Annotated in this window: 15 protein-coding genes and 1 pseudogene; all 16 read left to right on the forward strand. The window is 47.0% G+C overall.

Annotation, left to right across the window (positions count from 1 at the left end):
- The first annotated feature begins 59 nt into the window (after window positions 1-59).
- Complete coding sequence (locus PJIAN_RS04060) at window positions 60-776, forward strand: L-rhamnose mutarotase (protein ID WP_068702250.1); 717 nt, start codon at window positions 60-62, stop codon at window positions 774-776.
- Between the two features lie 107 nt (window positions 777-883).
- Entirely contained in the window at window positions 884-3,118 is a 2,235-nt protein-coding gene (locus PJIAN_RS04065) for a glycoside hydrolase family 31 protein (protein ID WP_068702252.1), read from the forward strand.
- 57 nt (window positions 3,119-3,175) lie between these two features.
- A pseudogene (locus tag PJIAN_RS04070) lies at window positions 3,176-4,234 on the forward strand (uroporphyrinogen decarboxylase/cobalamine-independent methonine synthase family protein); the annotation flags it as partial.
- A 300-nt stretch (window positions 4,235-4,534) separates the two neighbouring features.
- Window positions 4,535-6,100: a sodium:solute symporter family transporter gene (locus tag PJIAN_RS04075; RefSeq protein WP_068702256.1), complete on the forward strand. Its 1,566-nt coding sequence runs from the start codon at window positions 4,535-4,537 to the stop codon at window positions 6,098-6,100.
- Window positions 6,101-6,165: 65 nt separating this feature from the next.
- Window positions 6,166-6,834, forward strand: a complete 669-nt coding sequence (locus tag PJIAN_RS04080; protein WP_068702258.1) for a cobalamin-dependent protein — start codon at window positions 6,166-6,168, stop codon at window positions 6,832-6,834.
- 58 nt (window positions 6,835-6,892) lie between these two features.
- A complete protein-coding gene (locus PJIAN_RS04085; protein ID WP_068702260.1) occupies window positions 6,893-7,891 on the forward strand; it encodes a uroporphyrinogen decarboxylase family protein in 999 nt (332 codons plus the stop codon).
- Between the two features lie 43 nt (window positions 7,892-7,934).
- The gene (locus tag PJIAN_RS04090; RefSeq protein ID WP_068702262.1) at window positions 7,935-8,642 is read left to right on the forward strand and encodes a vitamin B12 dependent-methionine synthase activation domain-containing protein; all 708 of its coding nucleotides are present in this window, start codon (window positions 7,935-7,937) and stop codon (window positions 8,640-8,642) included.
- A 146-nt stretch (window positions 8,643-8,788) separates the two neighbouring features.
- The gene (locus PJIAN_RS04095; RefSeq protein ID WP_068702264.1) at window positions 8,789-10,624 is read left to right on the forward strand and encodes a right-handed parallel beta-helix repeat-containing protein; all 1,836 of its coding nucleotides are present in this window, start codon (window positions 8,789-8,791) and stop codon (window positions 10,622-10,624) included.
- A gap of 108 nt (window positions 10,625-10,732) precedes the next feature.
- Window positions 10,733-11,350: a transposase gene (locus PJIAN_RS04100; protein ID WP_068702265.1), complete on the forward strand. Its 618-nt coding sequence runs from the start codon at window positions 10,733-10,735 to the stop codon at window positions 11,348-11,350.
- A gap of 126 nt (window positions 11,351-11,476) precedes the next feature.
- Window positions 11,477-12,370, forward strand: coding sequence for a hypothetical protein (locus PJIAN_RS04105; protein ID WP_153802482.1), 894 nt, complete (start codon window positions 11,477-11,479; stop codon window positions 12,368-12,370).
- 34 nt (window positions 12,371-12,404) lie between these two features.
- Window positions 12,405-14,561, forward strand: coding sequence for an alpha-L-rhamnosidase-related protein (locus PJIAN_RS04110; protein WP_068702269.1), 2,157 nt, complete (start codon window positions 12,405-12,407; stop codon window positions 14,559-14,561).
- Between the two features lie 118 nt (window positions 14,562-14,679).
- Window positions 14,680-16,710, forward strand: coding sequence for an aceric acid hydrolase (locus PJIAN_RS04115; RefSeq protein ID WP_201787341.1), 2,031 nt, complete (start codon window positions 14,680-14,682; stop codon window positions 16,708-16,710).
- A gap of 186 nt (window positions 16,711-16,896) precedes the next feature.
- A complete protein-coding gene (locus PJIAN_RS04120) occupies window positions 16,897-17,979 on the forward strand; it encodes a uroporphyrinogen decarboxylase family protein (RefSeq protein WP_068702273.1) in 1,083 nt (360 codons plus the stop codon).
- 6 nt (window positions 17,980-17,985) lie between these two features.
- Complete coding sequence (locus PJIAN_RS04125) at window positions 17,986-19,113, forward strand: uroporphyrinogen decarboxylase family protein (protein WP_068702274.1); 1,128 nt, start codon at window positions 17,986-17,988, stop codon at window positions 19,111-19,113.
- A 192-nt stretch (window positions 19,114-19,305) separates the two neighbouring features.
- The gene (locus PJIAN_RS04130; protein WP_068702278.1) at window positions 19,306-19,587 is read left to right on the forward strand and encodes a SemiSWEET family sugar transporter; all 282 of its coding nucleotides are present in this window, start codon (window positions 19,306-19,308) and stop codon (window positions 19,585-19,587) included.
- Window positions 19,588-19,601: 14 nt separating this feature from the next.
- Complete coding sequence (locus tag PJIAN_RS04135; protein WP_068702739.1) at window positions 19,602-22,280, forward strand: alpha-d-galacturonidase; 2,679 nt, start codon at window positions 19,602-19,604, stop codon at window positions 22,278-22,280.
- Window positions 22,281-22,435 lie beyond the last annotated feature (155 nt).

A 22,435-nucleotide genomic window follows, 5' to 3' on the forward strand; every position in this document is an offset into this window, starting at 1 on the left:
AATCGGCTATTGCACATTAAGATAGAAATTGAGATTCCAAAAATACAGAAGAAACGAATATGAAAACAAAGGTCGTAAAGCAGATTTCATTCTCCTCCCTGAGAGGAGTTGGGGGAGCACTTCTCTTGTTTGTTGTGTTGTTGTTGGCCGGTTGCACCCAAAAATCGACACAATATCCTTCGGTTATTGAGATTGTCAATAAAGGTGATTCGCGACTGCATTTAGCCGATTTTGTAAATTTTTGCAAGGAAAATAAGCTGGATACTACCTCTGTATACGAATGGAACAAACATTGGGTGATCTATTCGTATTTCACTGATATCAATGCGGTAAAGGCTAATCTGGAGAAATCTTTTCCTTCAACTCAGGTGAAATTGTATGAACGTCCGTTCTATGTTTTCGATCGTAAAAAATGTGACAAAGACGACGTTGCCAAAGAGTGCACCAATATTATTATGTCGGCCAATCTGGTGAAAGATACGACCATGCAAAAGCAATACATGGAATATCACCGTACACAATTCGAGAAGTGGCCGGAAGTGTCGAAAGGCTTTTGCAATGCAAATTTCCAACAACTTTTGGTGTTTCGTAGCGGTCGTCAGTTGATGCTGGTCATCAGCATCCCGAAGGGCGATAAATTCGAAGATCTTAATCCCAAAACATCCGAAAACAACCCGCGCGTCGATCAATGGAATGCCCTGATGAGCAAATATCAGGAAGGAATTGAAGATGCACCCGTAGGAACGAGCTGGGTGATGTTCGAAAACAGAAAATAGCATATAGCATACAGAAAACAGAGAAATAACGGAGACAGCAAGCTCGTTGATTTTGTGAGATTCCGTTATTTCTGTGTAGTCCGTGTGCGAATTATAATACCAAATCCATGCAGCAGACCAACTATCAACTGTTCGATTTTCTTGACTTCAGTACTGCGCTCGACAGCGGTGATCGCTTGTGGAGAGCGTGTACGCCCACGGAAATTGAAGTGAAGAATGGCGACGTATTTATTACGATCCCGTTTCAAAAGCAACAGAACTCCAACGAGATCAATCCCGATACTTCAGCGCCACGCAAAAACTATATGTTGCGGTTGCGGGCTTACGGACAGCAGATCGTACGGGCAGCCATCGGTTTCGGTACCGAATGGAAGGAAGACTCTCCGATGCTGGAACTCGATGCACGTCTTACGTCCAATCCTTTGCATGTTGAAAAAACAGCGCAGGAATGGATCGTCAGGGACTCCCATAACCAAACCAAAGCCAATGTCAGTTTCCGCCAGCCCGAAATAAGCTGGTGGAGCGATCTGGTTCCGGCACCGGCCGAAACCATCGACCTGACCCTTTTTCCTGATGGCGTGCACGAGGTTAAATTTTCAGCTTACGATATGTTTTCGCCTGCCCGCCACGATGCTTTTGCGTTGGCATTGGTAGAACGAAACGATGTTCCGAATCGTGTGACCTGTTCGTTGAAAGCCAAAGCCGATGAGTGCTTTGCAGGTACCGGCGAACGGTTTGCCAAGATGGATCTTTCGGGACGAACATTCCAACTGCGCAATCAGGACGGACAGGGCGTCAACAACCGTCGTGCCTACAAAAATATTCCGTTTTACCTTTCGAGCGAACATTACGGACTGTTTCTGCATACCTCTTCGTTTGCCAAATTCTCGCTGGCCGATCACTCTACCCGTTCGGCGCAGGTGTTGGTGGAAGAGCCGGTGCTCGACCTGTTCTTCATTGGGGGCGACACTGCCGAACAAATCCTTTTCGGCTATCGTCAACTGACTGGCTTCCCGACCATGCCTCCGCTCTGGAGTTTCGGAACGTGGATGAGCCGCATGACCTATTTCTCTGCCGACGAGGTGAACGATATTTGTCAGCGGATGCGCAACGAGGGCTATCCCTGCGATGTGATTCACCTGGATACCGGCTGGTTCAAAACCGACTGGCTCTGCGAGTGGAAGTTCAATGACGAACGTTTTTCCGATCCGAAGAAATTTATCGCCGACCTGAAGAAGGATGGCTATCGTGTAAGTTTGTGGCAATTGCCCTACATCTCTTACAATGCAGAGCAATACGAAGAGGCCAACGCCAACGACTATATCAGCAAGAGCGAACGGAAGATTTCCGGTTCTTCCAATTTTAGTATGGAAGATTACGCCGGCACCATCGACTTTACTTACGACAAAGCGACTGAATGGTACAAAGGCTTGCTGAAAAAGCTGCTTGATATGGGTGTTGTCTGCATCAAAACCGACTTTGGTGAAGATATCCACCTGGATGCTGAATACCATTCGATGACGCCGGAAAAGTTGCACAACCTTTACCCATTGTTGTACCAAAAAGCGGCTTACGAAATCACCAAAGAGGTGGCCGGCGAAGGCATCGTGTGGGCGCGTGCCGGATGGGCAGGCTGCCAGCGCTATCCCCTGCACTGGGGCGGTGATTCGGCTTGTTCGTGGGACGGCTTGGCCGGTTCGTTGAAAGGCGGCTTGCATATAGGATTGTCGGGCTTCGGTTTCTGGAGCCATGACGTGCCGGGTTTTCACGGCGTGCCCAACTTTATGAACTCCGTTTTGCCCGATGATATTTACGTGCGCTGGACACAATTCGGGGTCTTTTCGTCGCACCTGCGCTATCATGGTTCACACGAGCGTGAGCCCTGGCACTATCCCGCCATTGCGCCAATCGTGAAGAAATGGTTGCAACTCCGTTACCGCTTGATTCCGTATATTTTGGAACAGAGCGAAAAAGTAACGCATACCGGTTATCCGGTGTTGCGGGCGCTGTTGTTCCATCATCCCGAAGATAAAACCTGCTGGCACATTGAAGATCAGTACTATTTTGGTGACAATATGCTGGTGGCTCCGGTGATGAATTCGGACAACCGTCGGGATATTTATTTGCCCGAAGGCAAGTGGGTGAACTTTTTTACTGGCGAAATACTGGAAGGAGAACGCTGGTTGCGCAACGTGGAAGTGCCACTGGATCAGATGCCGGTTTACGTGAAATACAGTGCCGAAATTCCGGTTTATCCCGAAAATGTGAACTGCACCGATGAAATGGATATGGCGAAAGTAGTGAAAATACGCTTTGATGAAAAAACGAAATGTACGCTATGACACAAAGACGCAAAAGAATTATTGCGTCATAGCGTCTTTGCGTACAAATTTATACTTATGCAAACCTGGAAAACTAACTTTGAAGAAACCAAGCAGCACTACCTCAACTGGTGGAACCATAAGGGAATTGTGCTGACCATGTGGGAACACCTGCAAAAGGATGGAGCGCCGTATGCCGATGTGGCTGCACCCGCTCCGCACAAAGATATGAATCAGTTTTGGTTCGATCCGCAGTGGCGGGCCGACTACCTGCACTATACCATGTCGCGCAATTCGTATATGGCCGATATTCTGCCGGTTGCCAATACACAACTCGGTCCCGGCTCGTTGGCGGCAACTATCGGTGCCGATCTTGAAGGTCGAGAAGATACTATCTGGATCAGAGAAAATGCAGGTCTTGACGGCAATATCGTGTTCGACCTCAACAATAAAGGGTACCAGCTGCACCTTGATTTGCTGAAGGCTTGCAAGGAAAAAGCGCAGGGAAATTATCTGGTCGGTTGTCCTGATTTGGTGGAAGGACTCGATACGTTAGCCAGTCTGAAAGGGCCGGATAACGTACTGATGGACATGATCCTCGATCCTGATAAAACACTGGAGCAGTTGCAGTCCATCAACGATGTATATTTCAAGGTATTCGACGATATTTACGACATTATCAACGTGGACGGCGAGATGGCGTTTTGCTATTTTTCCATCTGGGGACCGGCTAAAACGTCCAAGTTGCAGTGCGATATCTCAATCATGATTTCACCGGAAGATTTCCGGACATTTGCTCTGCCATTTTTGAAACAACAATGCGACAAGATCGACTATACGCTCTATCACCTTGATGGGGTGGATGCCATCCGCCATTTGGATGCTTTGTTGGAGATTGAAAACCTGAACGCCATTCAATGGACGCCGGGATATGGTCAGCCGCAGGGAGGAAGTCCGCAGTGGTACGACCTGTACAAAAAAATTCTGGCCGGTGGCAAATCGGTAATGGCCAACTGGGTGACATTGGATGAATTGCAACCGCTACTAGACAATGTTGGAAATCAGGGCTTGCATATCAACGTCGATTTCAAATCGGAAAAGGAGATTGAACAGGCATTGAAAATTGTTGAGCAATACAGATAAATTCAATGTGCATTATATCGAAAGAAAAGTAATAAATTGAATAATTGAGTCATGACCTCTCCTCCTCACCTCCTCTCCCAAGGAGAGGAGGAATACGACGGTGATAATATGAGATAAGACTCATTAATGCAGATCTAAAGCCCCTCTCTTTGGGAGAGGGGTTGGGGAGAGGTCAAGTGTTGAAATCTAAAAACGATATAATGTTCTGACAACGGGAATAATTGATTTTTTCTTGATAAATTACGTGTACGATAACGGACATTTTTTTAACCTTATACTATAAACTGAATATTCATGAATAACATTTTAGGCACTCTCCAGTCGCTCGATTTTGTGATTATTGCCGTCTACATGGCGACTTTAATCTTTATCGGTTACTGGGTGAGTTTTGTAAAGAAGAAAAAAGAGAACGAGAATATGTTTCTCGCCGAACACTCGTTGACATGGCCTTCCATTGGGCTCAACATGTGGGGTACCAACGTAGGGCCGTCCATGTTGCTGGCCTCGGCAAGCGCCGGATACACTACGGGTATTGTGTCGGGAAATTTTGCATGGTACGCGTTCATTTTCATATTGATGCTGGCGGTGGTTTTCGCACCGCGTTACATCGGAGCGAAGGTCTCGACCCTGCCCGAATACATGGGCAAGCGGTTCGGACAGTCGACCCGCCACCTGTTGGCTTGGTACACGCTGATCACAATTCTGATTTCGTGGTTGTCGCTGGGATTGTTTGCCGGCGGAATCATGGTGAAGCAATTACTCGGTATTCCGATGTGGTCATCCATCATTATCATGGTGGTATTGGCTACACTACTGACCGCAGCGGGCGGCCTGAAAGCGATTGCATATACCAGTGTTTTTCAGATGATTTTGCTGATCATTGTCTCGCTTACGTTGACATTGATCGGACTCGATAAGGTAGGCGGACCGTCGGAATTGTTTCGCCAAACGCCGGGACACTACTGGCAGATGTTTTTGCCCAACTCGGATAAGGACTTTCCGTGGCTGGCGATTATTCTGGGTTACCCAATAATGGGAGTCTGGTTTTGGTGTACCGAACAGTCGATGGTGCAGTCGGTACTCGGAGCGAAAAACCTGAAACAGGGACAATTGGGTGCCAGTTTTATAGGTTGGTTGAAGATTCTGGATGTACCTTTGTTTATCCTGCCGGGGGTGATTTGCTTTGTGCTCTATCCGCAATTGGCAAATCCGGATGCAGCGTATCTCACACTGGTAACCAACATTTTCCCGATGGGAATGAAGGGATTGATTATCGTGGTGCTGATGGCGGCCTTGATTGGGAACGTGGGTTCGTCGCTCAATTCGGTGAGTACGGTTTACACGATGGACATCTACCTGAAAAAACATAAGCCGAACGCTTCGAATGCCGATATTATCCGCATCGGTCGTTGGGTAACGGTGGTAAGCGCCGTGGTATCGGTGGTTATCGCGTTGGCAATCGACGGCATTAAAGGGTTGAACCTGTTCAATGTCTTCCAGTCGGTACTAGGCTTCCTTGCTCCGCCGATGTCGGTGGCATTTTTGTTTGCCGTATTGTGGAAAAAGACATCGCGCCGTGCCATCAATTGGGTACTATCGGCCGGAACACTGGTGTGTCTGACGATCGGAATTTTATTTTACATGAAACTGATATTCGTCAATTTGCACTTTTTGTACCTGTCGTTCTTTCTATTTGTGGGACTGTCGCTTTTCACGGTTGTTTATTCACTGATGGACAAACGAGCCGAGGATCACGAAAATACACTGGACTATAAACCGATCAAAGTATCGAATACGGTAAAAATTGCCTGGGGATTGCTGATCGTTGTGATGGTTACATTGTACATTATATTTAATTGAAAGACCAGAACATAAACGCTAAACACTAAACAAAAATATTTACACTAAACAAAACATAGAGCATTATGAATCAGGAATTATTACTGAAGCTTTCCGAATGTGTGGAGTTCGGAAAAATTAATCTGGCATCACCTTATCCTCCCAACATGAAAGGGCAACCGGGAGCAGACGAATATACCAAAGAAGCGCTGGAAGCCGGTGCACAGCCGTCTGAAATTTTGGACGAATTGGTTGCTGCCATGGGTAAAGTGGGACAGAAGTTCACCGAGAATAAAATTTTCGTTCCTCAGATGTTGTTGTCGGCCAAGGCAATGAGTGCTGCAATGGCGCATCTGAAACCGTTCTTTGCAAGCGGAGCCGTTCAACGCAAAGGCACTTTCATTATCGGAACCGTATTCGGCGATTTGCACGACATTGGCAAAAACTTAGTTGCCATGATGGTGGAAGGTGCCGGTTGGGAAGTGATCGACCTGGGTATCGACGTGAAGATCGAAAAATTTGTGGAAGCAGTACAGCAACATCCGGGTGCAGCGCTTGGTATTTCGGCGCTGTTGACAACCACAATGGTGAATATCCAACCGGTGATCGAAGCGGTAAAAGCAGCATCGCCCGACACCAAAATTATTGTGGGAGGAGCGCCTCTTTCAGCCGAGTTTGCCGCCTCCATCGGTGCCGACGCCTATGGCAAAACACCACAGGACGACATCGTTTGGCTGGATACTTTAATCGCATAAAATATGCCAATGCAGATTTAATTGGCACATTTTCAAATTTTCAAATTCTCAAATTGAAATGAAATCCTGGATCGATTCCATTCTTACAAGTAAACAACGCATTGCCCTGCCCATTATGACCCATCCGGGTATCGAGGCGATCGGCAAAACAGTGAAAGAAGCCGTTAGCGACGGACAAGTACATTACGAGGCCATCCAATCGGTGGCAGAGCAGTTTGCCATGCCGGCCTGCACCTCCATTATGGATTTGACGGTAGAGGCGGAGGCTTTTGGTGCAACCATCAATCTTCCGGACAATGAGGTGCCGACGGTGACCGGTCGTCTGGTATCGGATGCCGCATCCATTGCCGCACTCGAAGTGCCATCGCTCGATAAAGGTCGTGTGTCGGCTTACTTGCTGGCCAACAAACTGGCCGCCGAAAATATTACCGGCAAACCGGTATTTTCGGGCTGCATCGGACCGTTCTCGCTGGCAGGCCGGTTGTACGACATGTCCGAAATTATGGTGGGTATCTACATCGAGCCCGATGCCATCAACGAACTGTTATCGAAATGTACACAGTTTCTGATTGACTATTGCCGGGCTTTGAAGGCAAGCGGAACGCAGGGTGTGGTGATGGCCGAACCTGCTGCCGGCTTATTGTCGAACGAAGATTGTCAGATGTATTCATCGGAGTATGTAAAACAGATTGTTGAGGCTGTGCAGGACGACAATTTTACTGTAATTTTGCACAACTGCGGCAACACGGGCCATTGCACGGAAGCGATGCTGGCAACCGGCGCACGGGCACTCCATTTTGGTAATAAAATCGACATGGTGCAGGCCTTGAACGATTGTCCTTCGGATGTGATCGTTATGGGAAATCTCGATCCGGTCGGCGTATTCAAAATGGGGACTCCCGATGAGGTGTATGTCCAAACCAAAGCTTTGCTCGAAAAGACGGCTAACTATGCCAATTTCGTCATTTCTTCGGGTTGCGACATTCCTCCGCATGCGTCTAATGCCAATATCGAAGCATTTTTCAGCGCGGTAAAAGATTATAATAACAACATGTAGTAGAGGCGCAAGGCCTTGCGCCTCTACTCGCGTTATGGTATCAATGCAACATACAGAATTTCAAACATACAGTTATACTTTTGAGGAAGTTGCCCCCACGGTAGTGGAAATTTGCGATTTCCTGAGGTTGGATCCTTCGGAAAAGGAGCATCCGGGAATTGTGTTTCTGGAAGAGATTTTACCGGAGTTGCAATCGAACAAATATATTCGGGGTGGGTATAAAATTCTGCCGGTTGATGAACTGAGTATTCCTGACGGGCAAATTGTTATTGCGGATACAAGCCTGAGGGTGGAGCGTCAGGTGGCCGGTTACCTCAAAGGATCGGAGTATGCGGCGCTGTTTCTCTGTACGGCAGGCGATCTCTTTTCGGAGTTGTCGACATACCTGAATGATCAGAACGATTTTCTGGAAGCGTATATCGTGGATACCATCGGATCACTCACGGTGGAAAAAACGATGGACAAGATTCAGGCTGCTTTGGAACTGAAAGCGGCAGCCCGTGGCCTTGAGATCAGCAATCGATACAGTCCGGGTTATTGCAACTGGCACCTCTCGTCGCAGAAAGCATTGTTCAGCCTTATTGGCGAGAACCCGAGCGGTATTTCGCTTACCGACTCCTGCCTGATGCAACCGATCAAGTCTGTAAGTGGCATTATCGGGATTGGCAAAACCGTGACCCGCAAAGAATACGGCTGTGTTGTTTGCCAAAATGAAAACTGTATTTACCGGAAGATAAAACAACAGATTTGAAAATTTGAAGATGTGGGAATTTGAAAATGAAATCTGAAGAACCACAAAGCAAGCCTAGTGTTTTTCTTTGCGAAAATCTTTGCGCTCTCTGCGGTAAAAACAGATTCAGATTTCAATTGTAAATGAATAAATTGTAAATTTAATATATGAAGTCCTTCTTTCTTGCCGGTTTTATGCTGGCATCGGTTTCGCTTTTTGCAACTAATATCTATGTCTCTCCTTCGGGCAATGATGCTGCCGATGCTTCCGTGTCTGCGCCCAAAGCCACGCTCTCAGCGGCTCTGCGCGATGCCCGCAACCTGCGTCGTTTGCAGAAAGTAGCCAAAGATGAGGCGATTCATATTATTCTCAAAGGAGGAACTTATTTTCAGTACGAACCTGTTTTCGTTCGTCCCGAAGACAACGGAACGGAGAGCAGTCCTACCATCATTGAAGCCGCTGCCGGCGAATTGCCGGTTTTAAGTGGCGGCATGAAAGTGACCGGCTGGCAGAAGCAGGGAAAATTCTGGGTGGCCGATGTTCCTGATTTTAATGGTATTCGTCTTAATTTCCGTCAGTTGTGGGTGAATGGTGCTAAAGCAGTTCGTGCCCGTGATGTGGCCGATTTCACCAAAATGAATACCATTTTGAAGAACGACAAAAAACATCAAACCCTGTGGGTACCGGCATCGGCAGTCAGAACAATTGCCAAAGCACCTCATGCCGAACTGGTCATCCATCAGATGTGGGGAGTGGCCAACCTGCGCATCAAATCGATCATTTTTCACGGAGATTCGGCCGGCGTGAAATTCCATAATCCTGAGTCGCGTATTCAGTTTGAGCATCCGTGGCCTTCGCCTACCGTTGGTAAACCGTTCAACAATTCGGCGTTTTACCTGACCAATGCCATTCAACTGCTCGATCAACCGGGTGAATGGTTTTACGATCAGGACAACGGAAAACTTTACTACATGCCCCGCCCGGGCGAAGATATGCGCAAGGCCGAAGCCATCGTGCCAGCTATCGAGACGTTGGTAAACGTGGAGGGAACCCTGGAGAAACCGGTGCAATATATCACTTTCAAGGGAATTGCTTTCAATCATACCACCTGGACGCGTCCTTCGGAGAAAGGGCATGTACCTTTGCAGGCCGGAATGTATCTGCTCGAAGGGTATAAGCTTCGTCCCGCGGGAGTGCCGGGAAACGAAAACAAAGGAATTGAAAATCAGGCCTGGGTAGGACGGCCTGTTGCCGCTGTTGCCCTGCTAAACACGAGCAAAATTAATTTTGAAGGTTGCCGTTTTGAACATTTGGGTTCGTGCGCTTTGGACGTAGTGAGAGGTTCACAGTCCACCACGGTTGAAGGGTGTCTCTTCCGCGATATTGCAGGAAACGGATTGCAAATAGGCTCTTTCTCCGAAGAGGCTCTGGAAAGTCATCTTCCGTACGACCCGGCCGATATCCGGGTGCTTTGTTCCGGTCAAAATATTAAAAACAACTACATAACCGATGTAACGAACGAAGATTGGGGGTGTGTGGGCATTGCTGCCGGTTTTGTGCGAAACATCAATATTGAACATAACGAAATCAATGAGGTGTCTTATTCCGGTATCAGCGTAGGATGGGGATGGACAAAGAGCGTGAATGCCATGCGCAACAACCGCATTTTTGCCAACTATATTCATCATTATGCCAAACATATGTACGATGTGGCGGGCATTTATACGCTGTCGGTACAGACAAAATCCACTATTTCGGAAAACGTGGTGGACAGCATCTATTCTCCGTCGTATGCGCATGATCCCAAGCACTGGTTCTACCTCTATACCGATGAAGGGTCGTCGTTCATCACTATGAAAGACAACTGGACACCTTCGGAAAAATATCTGAAGAATGCCAATGGTCCCGGTAATACCTGGGAGAACAACGGTCCGCAGGTTTCCGATTCGATCAAAACCCGTGCAGGACTGGAACCGAAATATTTGTATTTGAAGAAATTGTAATCCGACAAGGGTATTGTAGAGACGTTGGCGTTGGTAGTAGAGACGTTGCATGCAACGTCTCTACAGAAACCAGTAACAATCTAACAATAATTCGTAAAACAATAATCAATGTCTGACAGGTTTCAATATAAATACCGGATTCCATCAGCCCGATTGAATGATTGGGATTATCGCAGGGATGGATTCTATTTTATCACAATTTGTACTAAAGGTCGCCAATGCGATTTCGGAAAGATTGTTGATGGAAAAATGGAACTTTCGGGTGCCGGTGTTTTGGCAGATGTGTTGTGGCATGAGATTAAAAACCATATATCAACTGTAGAATTAGGTGAATTTGTGGTGATGCCTAACCATATCCATGGCATATTGAAATTGACGAATGCCGTGTTGGATTCTGATTCTGGTTCCGGTTCCGTAGAGACGTTGCATGCAACGTCTCTACAATCAATGTCAACGTCCTTACAAACACCACCATCATTAGTTCAACCCGTTGTGAAAAACGTACAGATGGCAGTTATTTCTCCGAAGAAGGGTTCTGTTTCGGTTATTGTGCGTTCCTATAAATCGGCAGTATCGCGCCATGCACGCAGGTTGGGTTTTGAACTGGAATGGCAGGAGCGCTTCCATGATCACATTATTCGTGGAAAAGAAGAATATCAACATATTGCAGAATACATTGTACAAAATCCTGCTAAATGGGAAGAGGATAAATTCTATAGTGAATAATCAAATTGTTGATTATTTGACAAATACAATAGAAGAATAATATTGACCATTTGTAAAGACGTTGCATGCAACGTCTCTACGACCATTAAAATAGCATAAAAGCAACGTCTAAATAATAATCTTACCATGAAAACAATACGTTTACTTTTAATGATGTGCGTGATTGCAATACCGTTTGATTTGTATTGTATAGATACTTTTACAGAGCATAGAAACGAGAAGGTGGAGATAGAGTTTCAAGCTAAAAATAACACAGGAACATCAATTCTTGATTCACTAAAAGCGATGAAGCTCTCTGATTTTAGTTTTTATAAAAAAGATTCATCAACTTACGTAATTTCATTTGAATCGAAATTCGATTCTATTTGTTTGAATAATGTTTTGAAATACAATGAAATGCATTTTCAAGAAACGTATAGTAACGATTTACTAGATATGTCATTGTATGGGAGTTTATTTCAACATGGATTGAAACAGATAAAATCTGGAAGTGCTTTTATTGGGAATTTTGCAATTGCCGATACAGCTTCAATAAATAAGGCATATAGAAAGACAAGTGTTAAGAGAAAGTTACCTGTTGATATGTTTTTTCATTGGTACAACATAGATCAAAATGATTCGGTTGCTTTGTATCTTCTAAAAGGGAATGGCATGATAGAGAACCTTTCTACTCAAAATATCACTCATCTATCGGCACAACAAGTAATACGTCATTTACCAACGGAGTATAGCAAAGACTGGATGCCAACAAAATGGGGCGAGACTTTAGGTTATAGCATTACGATGCACTTTGATTCGCTCGGAACAAAAGCTCTATACGATTTAACCAAGAGAAATGTAAGTCAATATATTGCTTTTAGCATAAATGGTAAGATTGTTTTCATAGGTATTGTAAATCAGGTGATTGATGGCGGGCAGCTTGAAATATCTTTAAAGAAGCCAATTTTAAGGGAGTTTTATCAAAAGCTCTTATTCAAGAAAAACCCAAACGTCATTATTAAAGATTTAAGATACAAATAAGTTAGAAATTGGATTTTCATAGGACATTATATTTATGAGAAAATTATTCGTATTCCTCTTTGTCGCCATTGCCGCTCAAACCCTGTTTGCCGAAAAAGTGGCAACCTGGATCTACTATCCGGGCGATTTTGAGATCTGGCTGAGCAACAACGTGCAGAACCGTCGTACTGCCCGCGGTGCTTTCTTCCCTCCGTTCTGGAAGGTAGACAGCCACTACGTGTTGGTGGAGTTCTCCAAAAAACTCGACCTAGCAGCTCCCGAAACTGTTTCGCTGAAGGTGGAAGGGCGTTACAACGTGAAGCTCGATGGCAATATGCTGTTCGGTTTTCCCGACAAGGTGACTATTCCGGCAGGCAAGCACTCGCTCAATATCAAGGTGTTCAATCAGGCCACCGTGCCTTCCATTTACGTCAATGGGCCGACCATCAAGTCGGACGGTTCGTGGAAGGTGACTTACGAGGATAAGGAGTGGATTGACGAATCGGGCAAGGCTTCCGACACTTCGTCGGGCACGCTCTACCTGGATGCGGCTTCGTGGAATTTCAATTCGCCCGACGCGACTCCTTCGACCTACAAACTGGCAACCAAACCCCAACCGGCCGTTTCTCACAAGCAGGTAGGCAAAGGGGTGCTGTACGATTTCGGCAAGGAGACCTTCGGTTATCCCAAATTCAATGGTCTGAAAGGCAAAGGAACGCTCAGCGTCTACTACGGTGAATCGCCCGAAGAGGCACTTTCAGTCGATAGTTGCGAAACGCTGGATCATTTCACCATTGATCAACCGTCGGCAAAAGATTACACGGTCGATCTCTCGAAGGCGTTCCGTTATGTTTACGTGGAAAAAGATAATGCGCTTTCGTACGATTCGTTGTCGATGCAATATGAATACCTGCCGTTGGAGTACAAAGGCACCTTCCGTTGCAACGATCCGCTGATCAATAAAATGTGGGACGTTGGCACCTACACGCTGCACCTCACCACCCGCGAATTCTTTATCGACGGCATCAAACGCGACCGCTGGTTGTGGAGTGGCGACGCTTACCAGAGTTACCTGATGAACTACTACTCGTTCTTCGATCCCGATGCGGTGAGCCGTACCATCTTCGCCCTGCGCGGCAAAGACCCGGTGACCAGTCATGTCAACACCATCATGGATTACACCTTTTACTGGTTCATGAGCATTTACGATTACTATCAATACACCGGAAATAAGAAGATCATCGAACAGCTTTACCCGCGCATGAAGAGCCTGATGGATTTCTGCCTCTCGCGTCGCGATGCCGACGGAATGATGGAGGGCAAGGCCGGCGACTGGGTATTTATCGACTGGGCCGACTTCAAAATGAGCAAAGCCGGACAGGTGAGCTTCGAACAGTTGCTCTTCTGCCGTAGCCTCGAAACCATGGCGCTGTGCTCCAATTTATTGAACAATAGGCAGGATGCCGACAGTTACACCAAATTGGCAACCGACCTGAAGGCAAAACTCTTGCCGGCGTTTTGGTCGGACAAAGCCGGAGCTTTTGTGCATAACCGCGAAAACGGTCAGCAAAGCGCGCAGGTAACTCCGTTTACCAATATGTTTGCCGTGTTGTTCGGCTATCTCGATAAGTCAAAGACGGAAGCGGTAAAACAAAACGTATTGCTCAATCCTCACGCGTTGAAAATTACTACTCCGTATATGCGTTTCTACGAACTGGAGGCCTTGTGTGCCTTAGGCGAACAAAAGCATGTTTTGAAAGAGATGCGCGACTACTGGGGAGGTATGATTAAACTTGGTGCCACCACCTTCTGGGAAAAATACAATCCGGAACGCACCAACCAGACGGCAATGTACGGTCGTCCCTTCGGCAACAGTTTCTGCCATGCCTGGGGAGCGAGTCCTATTTACCTGTTGGGCAAATATTATCTGGGTGTGAAACCGACATCGCCGGGTTACAAAACCTACGATATCGAACCCAGTCTTGGAGATTTGCAATGGATGGAAGGCGATGTGCCGACACCGAACGGAAAGGTTCATCTCTATTTCAACACAAAGGAAATCAGGGTGAAGGCCGATGAAGGCGTGGGTACGCTCCGTTTCTCCAGCAAATCGAAACCCTCCTGCAAAGAAGGTCCGATTGTTGCCAAAGGAGGCAATAAATACGAACTGGAGATTCAGGCCGGGAAAGAATATAGTGTAAAATATAAATAGAACGCAAAAAACGCGAATAGTCACAAATTGACGCAAAATACAGTAGCTATTTTGTAAACGGAATTTGCGAACATTTGCGTGTTTTGTGTCATTAGCGTTCAAACAGATTTTTATGGCAATAAAGAAAATTGGAGTTTTATTTTTAGTATTAGTGTTCGGAGCAGTAGCTGTTTCGACGGCACAAAACAAGAGTTTGGTCAACACTTCGCAGAGTCCTTACGCGAAGCTGATTGGAGTAAACATGGGCGATGTGCACTGGACGAAAGGTTTTTGGGCCGATCGTTTCGAGGTGTGCCGCAGTTCCATGTCGCCTAAGTTATTGAAAACCTACATGGATCCGAAACTGGGTCATGCCATTCAGAATTTTCAGATCGCGGCCGGACAAGATACCGGGCGTTTTGTCGGACCATCGTTTCAGGACGGAGATTTTTATAAGGAGTTCGAGAGTTTGGTAAGCCTTTACGCCCAGACCGGCGATAAAAAACTTGACCAGCTGATGGACGAGATTATTCCGGTGATTGTGAAGGCGCAGCGTACCGACGGTTATATTCACACACCGACCATAATTGCCCAACGAAACAATCCGAAAGAGGCAGGGGCTTTTGCCGACCGGCTCAATTTCGAGACCTACAACATGGGGCACCTGATGACCACCGCTTGCCTGCATTACCGCGCTACGGGGAAACGTACCTTGCTCGATGCGGCAATTAAGGCGGCCGATTTTCTCTATGATTTTTACAAAAAAGCTTCGCCCGAACTGGCGCGTAATGCCATCTGTCCGTCGCACTACATGGGAGTGGTAGAGATGTACCGTACTACCCGTGATCCGAAATATTTGGAACTGTCGAAGAGTTTGATTGATATACGCGGCATGATGAAAGAGGGCACCGACGACAATCAGGATCGTGTGCCGTTCCGTCAGCAAACCAAGGCGATGGGCCATGCCGTGCGTGCCAACTACCTATATGCCGGGGTAGCCGATGTTTTTGCCGAAACGGGTGACACCACGCTGCTTCGTCCGTTGAACCTGATTTGGAACAATATGGTGGATACCAAAATGTATATCACCGGTGGTTGCGGAGCGCTGTACGACGGAGTTTCGCCTTACGGAACCTCTTACAATCCGGTTGAGATTCAGAAAACGCATCAGTCTTTTGGTCGCGATTACCAACTGCCTAACATGACGGCCTACAACGAAACCTGTGCCAATATCGGGAATCTGTTGTTCAATTGGAGGATGTTGCAGATTACCGGCGATGCCAAATATGCCGATGTGGTGGAACTGGTTTTGTACAACAGCCTTTTGTCGGGCGTGAGCCTCGATGGGGTCGATTTTTGCTACACCAATCCGTTGAGCCAGTCTACCAATTTCCCGTACAAAATGCGCTGGATGGGTGGCCGTATTCCTTATATTGCCTTGTCCAACTGCTGTCCTCCGAATACCACCCGTACTGTTTCCGAAGTGCAGGATTATGCGTACAATCTCTCCAAAGAAGGTTTGTGGGTGAATCTTTACGGTGGCAACGAGATCAATACCACGCTCGAAAACGGCGAGAAAATTCAGGTTGATCAAACGACCGATTATCCCTGGGATGGCGCTGTTTCGCTTGAAGTGAAGAAAGCCCCGAAAAAAGCATTCGCGCTGTTTGTCCGCATTCCGGGCTGGTGCAAGGGGGCGTCCCTCACGGTGAATGGTAAGGAAGAGCAGACGAATCTGGCCTCTTGTTCGTATGTCAAATTGGAACGGAAATGGAAAACCGGCGACAAGGTGGAACTCAATTTGCCGATGGAAGCCAAACTGATGGAGGCCAATCCGCTGGTGGAAGAGTCGCGCAACCAGGTGGCCCTAAAACGCGGTCCGGTGGTTTATTGCATGGAAGGCGTCGATTTGCCGGGCAACAACATCTTTGGCGTGACATTGCCTTCCGATATTAAGTTTACGCCCAAACCGGTTGAAATTGACGGTGCAAAACTCGTTGCCCTCGAAGGAAAAGCCTCTGTGGAAAATGCCGGCGACTGGAGCAATACCCTTTACCGGGAAGTGTCACCGTTGAAGAAAGAGGTTTCGATTCGGATGATTCCTTATTTTGCATGGGGTAATCGTGGTCAGGGCGACATGACTGTTTGGCTGAATTTGCTGAGAAAATAGACTTCTTAATTTGAAAATTTGAGAATGTGGAAATTTGAAAATGAAATCTGACCAAACGAAAGGGTCTCTAAGACATCGAGAAGAACTCCAAATGTTTTCTTTGCGAACATCTTTGCGATCTCTGCGGTAAAAACAGATTCAGGTTTCAATGGTACATTGTAAATGAATAAATTGTAAATCAATAATATGTCTTTTAAATCAAATCCTTTGTTGGGGAACAAAATACTGCCGGTCGATATTGTGTTGGCACCGGAGTGGTGGAATAAAAACGAAGGAATTACCTTCGATCGCGATTTCTTTTTCAATCCGTTGAAACGGGTGGAAGAAGAGCAACACAAGGAGAAGGTGTTGTACGATCGTTGGGGAAAATACGGTTTGGGCGAATACCGCAATGAAGCGCGTCCCGAGATTGGGGCGGTGCACCTGGCTTCCGGCTTTTTGCTGTCGGAGATGCTCGGTTGCACGGTCAACTACACCGACTCGCATCCGCCACAGGTAGTTGCGCTTCATGCCGATGCACTTGAAATTGATGTCGAAAAAGCATTCGCTTCGGAACCGTTTCAGCGCCTCGAAAAATTGGTTGCCGCTTTGAAAGAGAAATACGGTTACCTTACCGGCGATATCAACTGGGGAGGAATTCTCAATCTGGCGCTTGATGTGCGGGGCGAAAACATCTTTATCGACATGATGATGACGCCCGACGAGGTGAAGGAATACTTTGACAAAATCGCTCAGGTGATCGAACGCTTTACAACCTATGTTCAGAATCTTACCGGTACTTCTTCCATTTCGGTTACCCGTAACGTTCGCTTGCTGAAAGAACCGGTACTGCTTCATTCTGAATGTTCGCACACCATGATTTCGGAGGCCGATTACGAAGAGTTTCTGTTGCCCTATGATGTAAAATGGAGCGCCCGTCGTCCGTACGGAGTGCACTATTGCGGACCCGATCCACACCGCATGGCAGCCAGTTTTGCCAAAATTCCGCATCTGGACTTTCTTGATCTGGGTTGGGGCGGCGATGTGAAACTGTTGCGCGAGCACCTGCCCGAAACGATGTTCAGCATTCGCCTTAGTCCGGTGGAGTTGGCCAAGCAGTCGCATGATGAGATCCGTGGTCACATCACCCGTTTGGTGCACGATTCCGGCAATCCGTACCTGACAGCCGTTTGCTGCATCAACATGGACGACAGCGTGACCGACGATAAAATCGATGTGATTTTTGAAACCGTGGAAGAACTAAGAAAAGAGTATTCGGCAGGAAAATAACAGGCTATGGCAAAACAATTCGATAATACCCTTTCCGATGCGCAGGCGACGACAGTCGTTCCCGTGAAGCCTGCCGATTTCGATTTCGACCGCTACGAGGCTTATTGCAACGAGCTGAATACCGGTTGCGAAGCTTTCTGGAAAAACGATTCCGGGGTGATGGTCTATCGCCGGATGCGGGTGGCCGAGTGCTTTTCGTACGGTTGTCGCAACAGGGAGTTGTCACTGGCTCTTCAATTAGGAGCGCTGGAAAAGAGCATGTTGTTCAAAGCAGATGTGCCCAATTTTTTGGAGCCGTGGTATGGCATTGGAACCATTGCGAGTGCTTTTGGCGGCGATTATCATTGGGCAGAAGGAAATGCTCCGGCCATGAAGCCGCGCTTTTCGTCCATCGACGAAATTCTGGACTGCGACTACAAGGAAGTTGCCGAAACTCCCATTGGAGAGCATACGCTGGAGATGATCGAATATTTTATGGATCAGACCAAAGGGCGGGTACCGGTGTCATTCACCGATATGCAATCGCCCCTCAATATTGTGGCGAGCTTGCTACCATTGGACAGTTTCTTTATGGATCTGATGATGGCCCCCGAAAAGGTACAGGCCTTGTTCGATTTGTTGTCTGATCTTACAATCCGCTTTGATGAAAAGCAAAAGGCGTTGATTGGTGACGCACTGGCGTTGCCGGGGCACGGATTTGCCTCTTCCGTTAAATGGAGTGGGCTTGGTATGAGCGACGACAATGCCATTATGATTGCTCCCGAACAATATACCGAAATGGCGGCACCTTACGTGGAAAAAATATGTGCCCCGTTGGGTGGCCCGGTGTTCCATTCGTGTGGTGATTGGTCCGGCTGGATCGATGCTGTGTTGGCAACCAAAGGAATCCGGATGGCCGATGGCGCCTTTTCGCCGCAGACCGATCCGGGAGCAACAGACAACCTGGAAGCTTTCCGGCGCTTTGCAAATACCGGTGTGGCGCTCAATGCCCGCATCGTGGGCGATGTCGCTACTATCCGCGAACAGCTTTCCCGTCTTTGGACGAATGGGATGAAAATGGTGGTAGTAACTTATTGTGCTACAACAGCTGAACAGGAGGAAGCCTACAGATTGGTGCATGAGATGTGTGTGTAAATCTGGACTGAAGGGACAAGCGACATCCTTGTCGCTTGAAAAAACAGTACCAAGCGGTTAGGAAACCGCTTGTCCCATAAAAAATGACATTGTTTTTTGCCAAGGAGCATAGCCCTGATGTCTGTTGAAAATACAAATTCGAATAGTAAATTGTAATCCCGATAGCTATCGGGGAAATTATAAATCTAAAATATGGAATTTAATGTTGCTATAGTCGGTTATACAGCCGGTGTCTGCTCTGCAATTTGCCAGTTTCCGCAGGCCTACAAAGTGTTTAAGACAAAAGACACGCATAGTATCTCATTGGGAATGTATCTCACAATGACGATAGGCGTCATTTTATGGTTTACCTATGGAGTGCTCATAGAAGATATGCCGATGATGCTGGCAAATGGCGTTGGTTTGGTGCCGTGTCTTTATACATTGTATTTAACAATCCAGAATCGCAGAGCACACAAAACGTATGGTAAATAATTAAGCGTATGATAATCAAAAATATATTATTGTTTCTGAGCTGTTTCTCCATCACGGCGTTTGCCGCCGAAAAAGTGGTCATGGTCAATTCTGCTCCCGGCAATGCAAGGGTGGAATACGGCATCGACCGTGTAAAAACGGCTCTTGAAAAGCAGGGTTACCTTGTTGATGTCTCACCTAAGGCGAAAGCCTCAAAGAAAGATTGGAAGATTTCCGTGGGCATTGATACTGTACAAACCATTGCAAAAGAGGGTTATTCGGTGAAAACCGTCGGGCAGAGTATTGCCATTAAAGGGAAAGATGCTTCGGGCGCATTGTACGGTTGCATCGACCTGATTGCCAAACTGAACGAAAAGAAGTCTTTACCTGCCGATCTGAACTATTCCGATCATCCGGAGATGGTGCTGCGCGGTGCTTGTATCGGGGTGCAAAAACCCTATTATCTGCCCGGACGTACGGTTTACGAATATCCGTACACACCCGAAGTTTTTCCATGGTTGTACGACAAAGCAATGTGGATCAAATATCTGGATATGTTGGTGGACAACAAAATGAATTCGGTTTATCTTTGGAACGGCCACCCGTTTGCTTCGCTGGTCAAACTGAAGGACTATCCGTTTGCGGTGGAAGTGTCGGACGAAGATTTCAAAAAGAACGAGGAACTCTTTGCTTTCCTGACCAAGGAGGCTAACAAACGGGGTATCTGGGTGATCCAGATGTTTTACAATATTTTGGTGTCCAAGCCGTTTGCCGAACATTACGGCATCAAAACACAGGATCGCAGCCGTCCCATCACACCTTTAATTGCGGATTATACCCGTAAATCGATTGCCGCGTTTATTGAAAAATATCCCAATGTAGGGCTGCTCGTTTGCCTTGGCGAAGCGATGGATACCTACGATGATGACCGTGAATGGTTTACCAAAACGATTATTCCGGGTGTGAAAGACGGACTGAAAGCGTTGGGTCGTACCGACGAGCCGCCGATCATTCTCCGCAACCACGATACCGATGCCAAAATGGTGATTACGGCTTCTTTGCCATTGTATAAAAACCTCTATACGATGAACAAATACAATGGCGAATCGCTGACCACCTATCAGCCGCGCGGTCCCTGGACTGCCGTCAATAAGGGGCTTAGCGAACTGGGTTCCATCTTTATTGAGAACGTTCATATTCTGGCCAACCTCGAACCGTTCCGTTACGGTTCACCCGACTTTATCCAGAAGGCCGTGAAAGCAATGCACAGCGCACAGGGGGCCAATGCTCTTCATCTATATCCGCAGGCATCGTACTGGGATTGGCCCTATTCTGCTGATAAGGCGGATAAACGCCTGCTGGAAATGGATCGCGACTGGATCTGGTATAGTGCCTGGTCGCGCTATGCGTGGAAAGCCGATCGTGACCGTTCGGATGAAGTAAATTACTGGAGTGCCCGCCTGGATTCGATGTACCAATGCGGTACCGATGCGGCGAAAAATATTCTGACGGCCTACGAAGAGGATGGAGAAATCTCTCCGCAACTGTTGCGTAAGTTCGGTATCACCGAAGGCAATCGTCAGACTTTCTTGTTGGGTATGTTTATGAGTCAGTTGGTTAATCCTAAGAAATGGACAACATATCCCGAATTTTTTGCATCCTGTGGCCCGGAAGGGGAGTTGCTCAGCGAGTACATGACCAAAGAGTGGAATCACCAACCGCATGTGGGTGAAATTCCGCCGCAGATGATTGCGACTGCCGTGGCGCACGGTGCAGCAGGGGCGAAAGCCATTGAGCTGGCCGCTCCGCATGTAACCAAAAATCGTGCCGAGTTCGAACGCTTGCGCAACGATGTACACTGTTATGATGCCTTCGCTAATTTCTTTGCGCTGAAGGTAAAAACGGCTATGTTGGCCATGGAGTATGGTCATTCCGGTCGCATTGCCGACCTCGATAGTGCAGCTGCGCTTCTGGATAAGAGTCTGGTTTATTACCGTCGTCTGGTCGATTTGACAAAAGATACCTACCTGTACGCCAATAGTATGCAGACCGGTCAACGCAAAATTCCAATCAGTAGTGCCGGAGGAAAGAACAAAACCTGGGCCGAACTGTTGCTTCATTTTGAAGAGGAGTTGGCCACATTCCGTAAGAATATCGCTTTTGTGAAACAGAACGGAGGTAATGCCGTTCGTACCGTTCAACCATTGAAGGCGGCAGAAGTTACCTTGCTCGATAAATCACAGCAATTCTACCCGTTGATGAAAGGCGAAAAAGTTTTCGGTGACAAAGAATATCAGATCAATGCCGTAGCCGACGAACTGAAACAGTTGAAAGGAATTCGTTTTAACTTTGAAAATCAGGCATCGGCAGGAACAACCGTTGCCTTTGAAAACAAAAAGCCGGTGAATGTACTGGTGGGCTATTTTAATACACCGAAGGGTGAATACGCAAAAGCGCCGAAACTGGAAATCGATGCCAGTGCCAATGATTTCGGACAGGCTGACGTGAAGATTTTCAATGCAGTGGAAATTCCGGATCGTGCTGCGGTCAATGTACACAGCTATACCTTCCCGGCCGGGAAGAACAAGCTGACGCTGGGCAAAGGCGCCCTGATGATTCTCGGGTTTACCGATGCCTCGGAAAAAATCACGCCCCGCAATGCCGGACTGGGAGGCGAAGGCGATGCCGGTAACGTGGACTGGTTGTTTAATTAAATGATATGTCGTTCTTTATAAAAGGAAAATGAAGAAGTTTCTGATACAAAGTATAAATATCTTGTTTTTAGTTGCACTTAATTTGGGAGTAGGCTTTCTAAGTATATTCTATTTAGGATCCTACGACCAATTTATAGCATTAAAACGCAATCTTC

It is taken from the genome of Paludibacter jiangxiensis (assembly GCF_001618385.1).
Taxonomy (GTDB): domain Bacteria; phylum Bacteroidota; class Bacteroidia; order Bacteroidales; family Paludibacteraceae; genus Microbacter; species Microbacter jiangxiensis.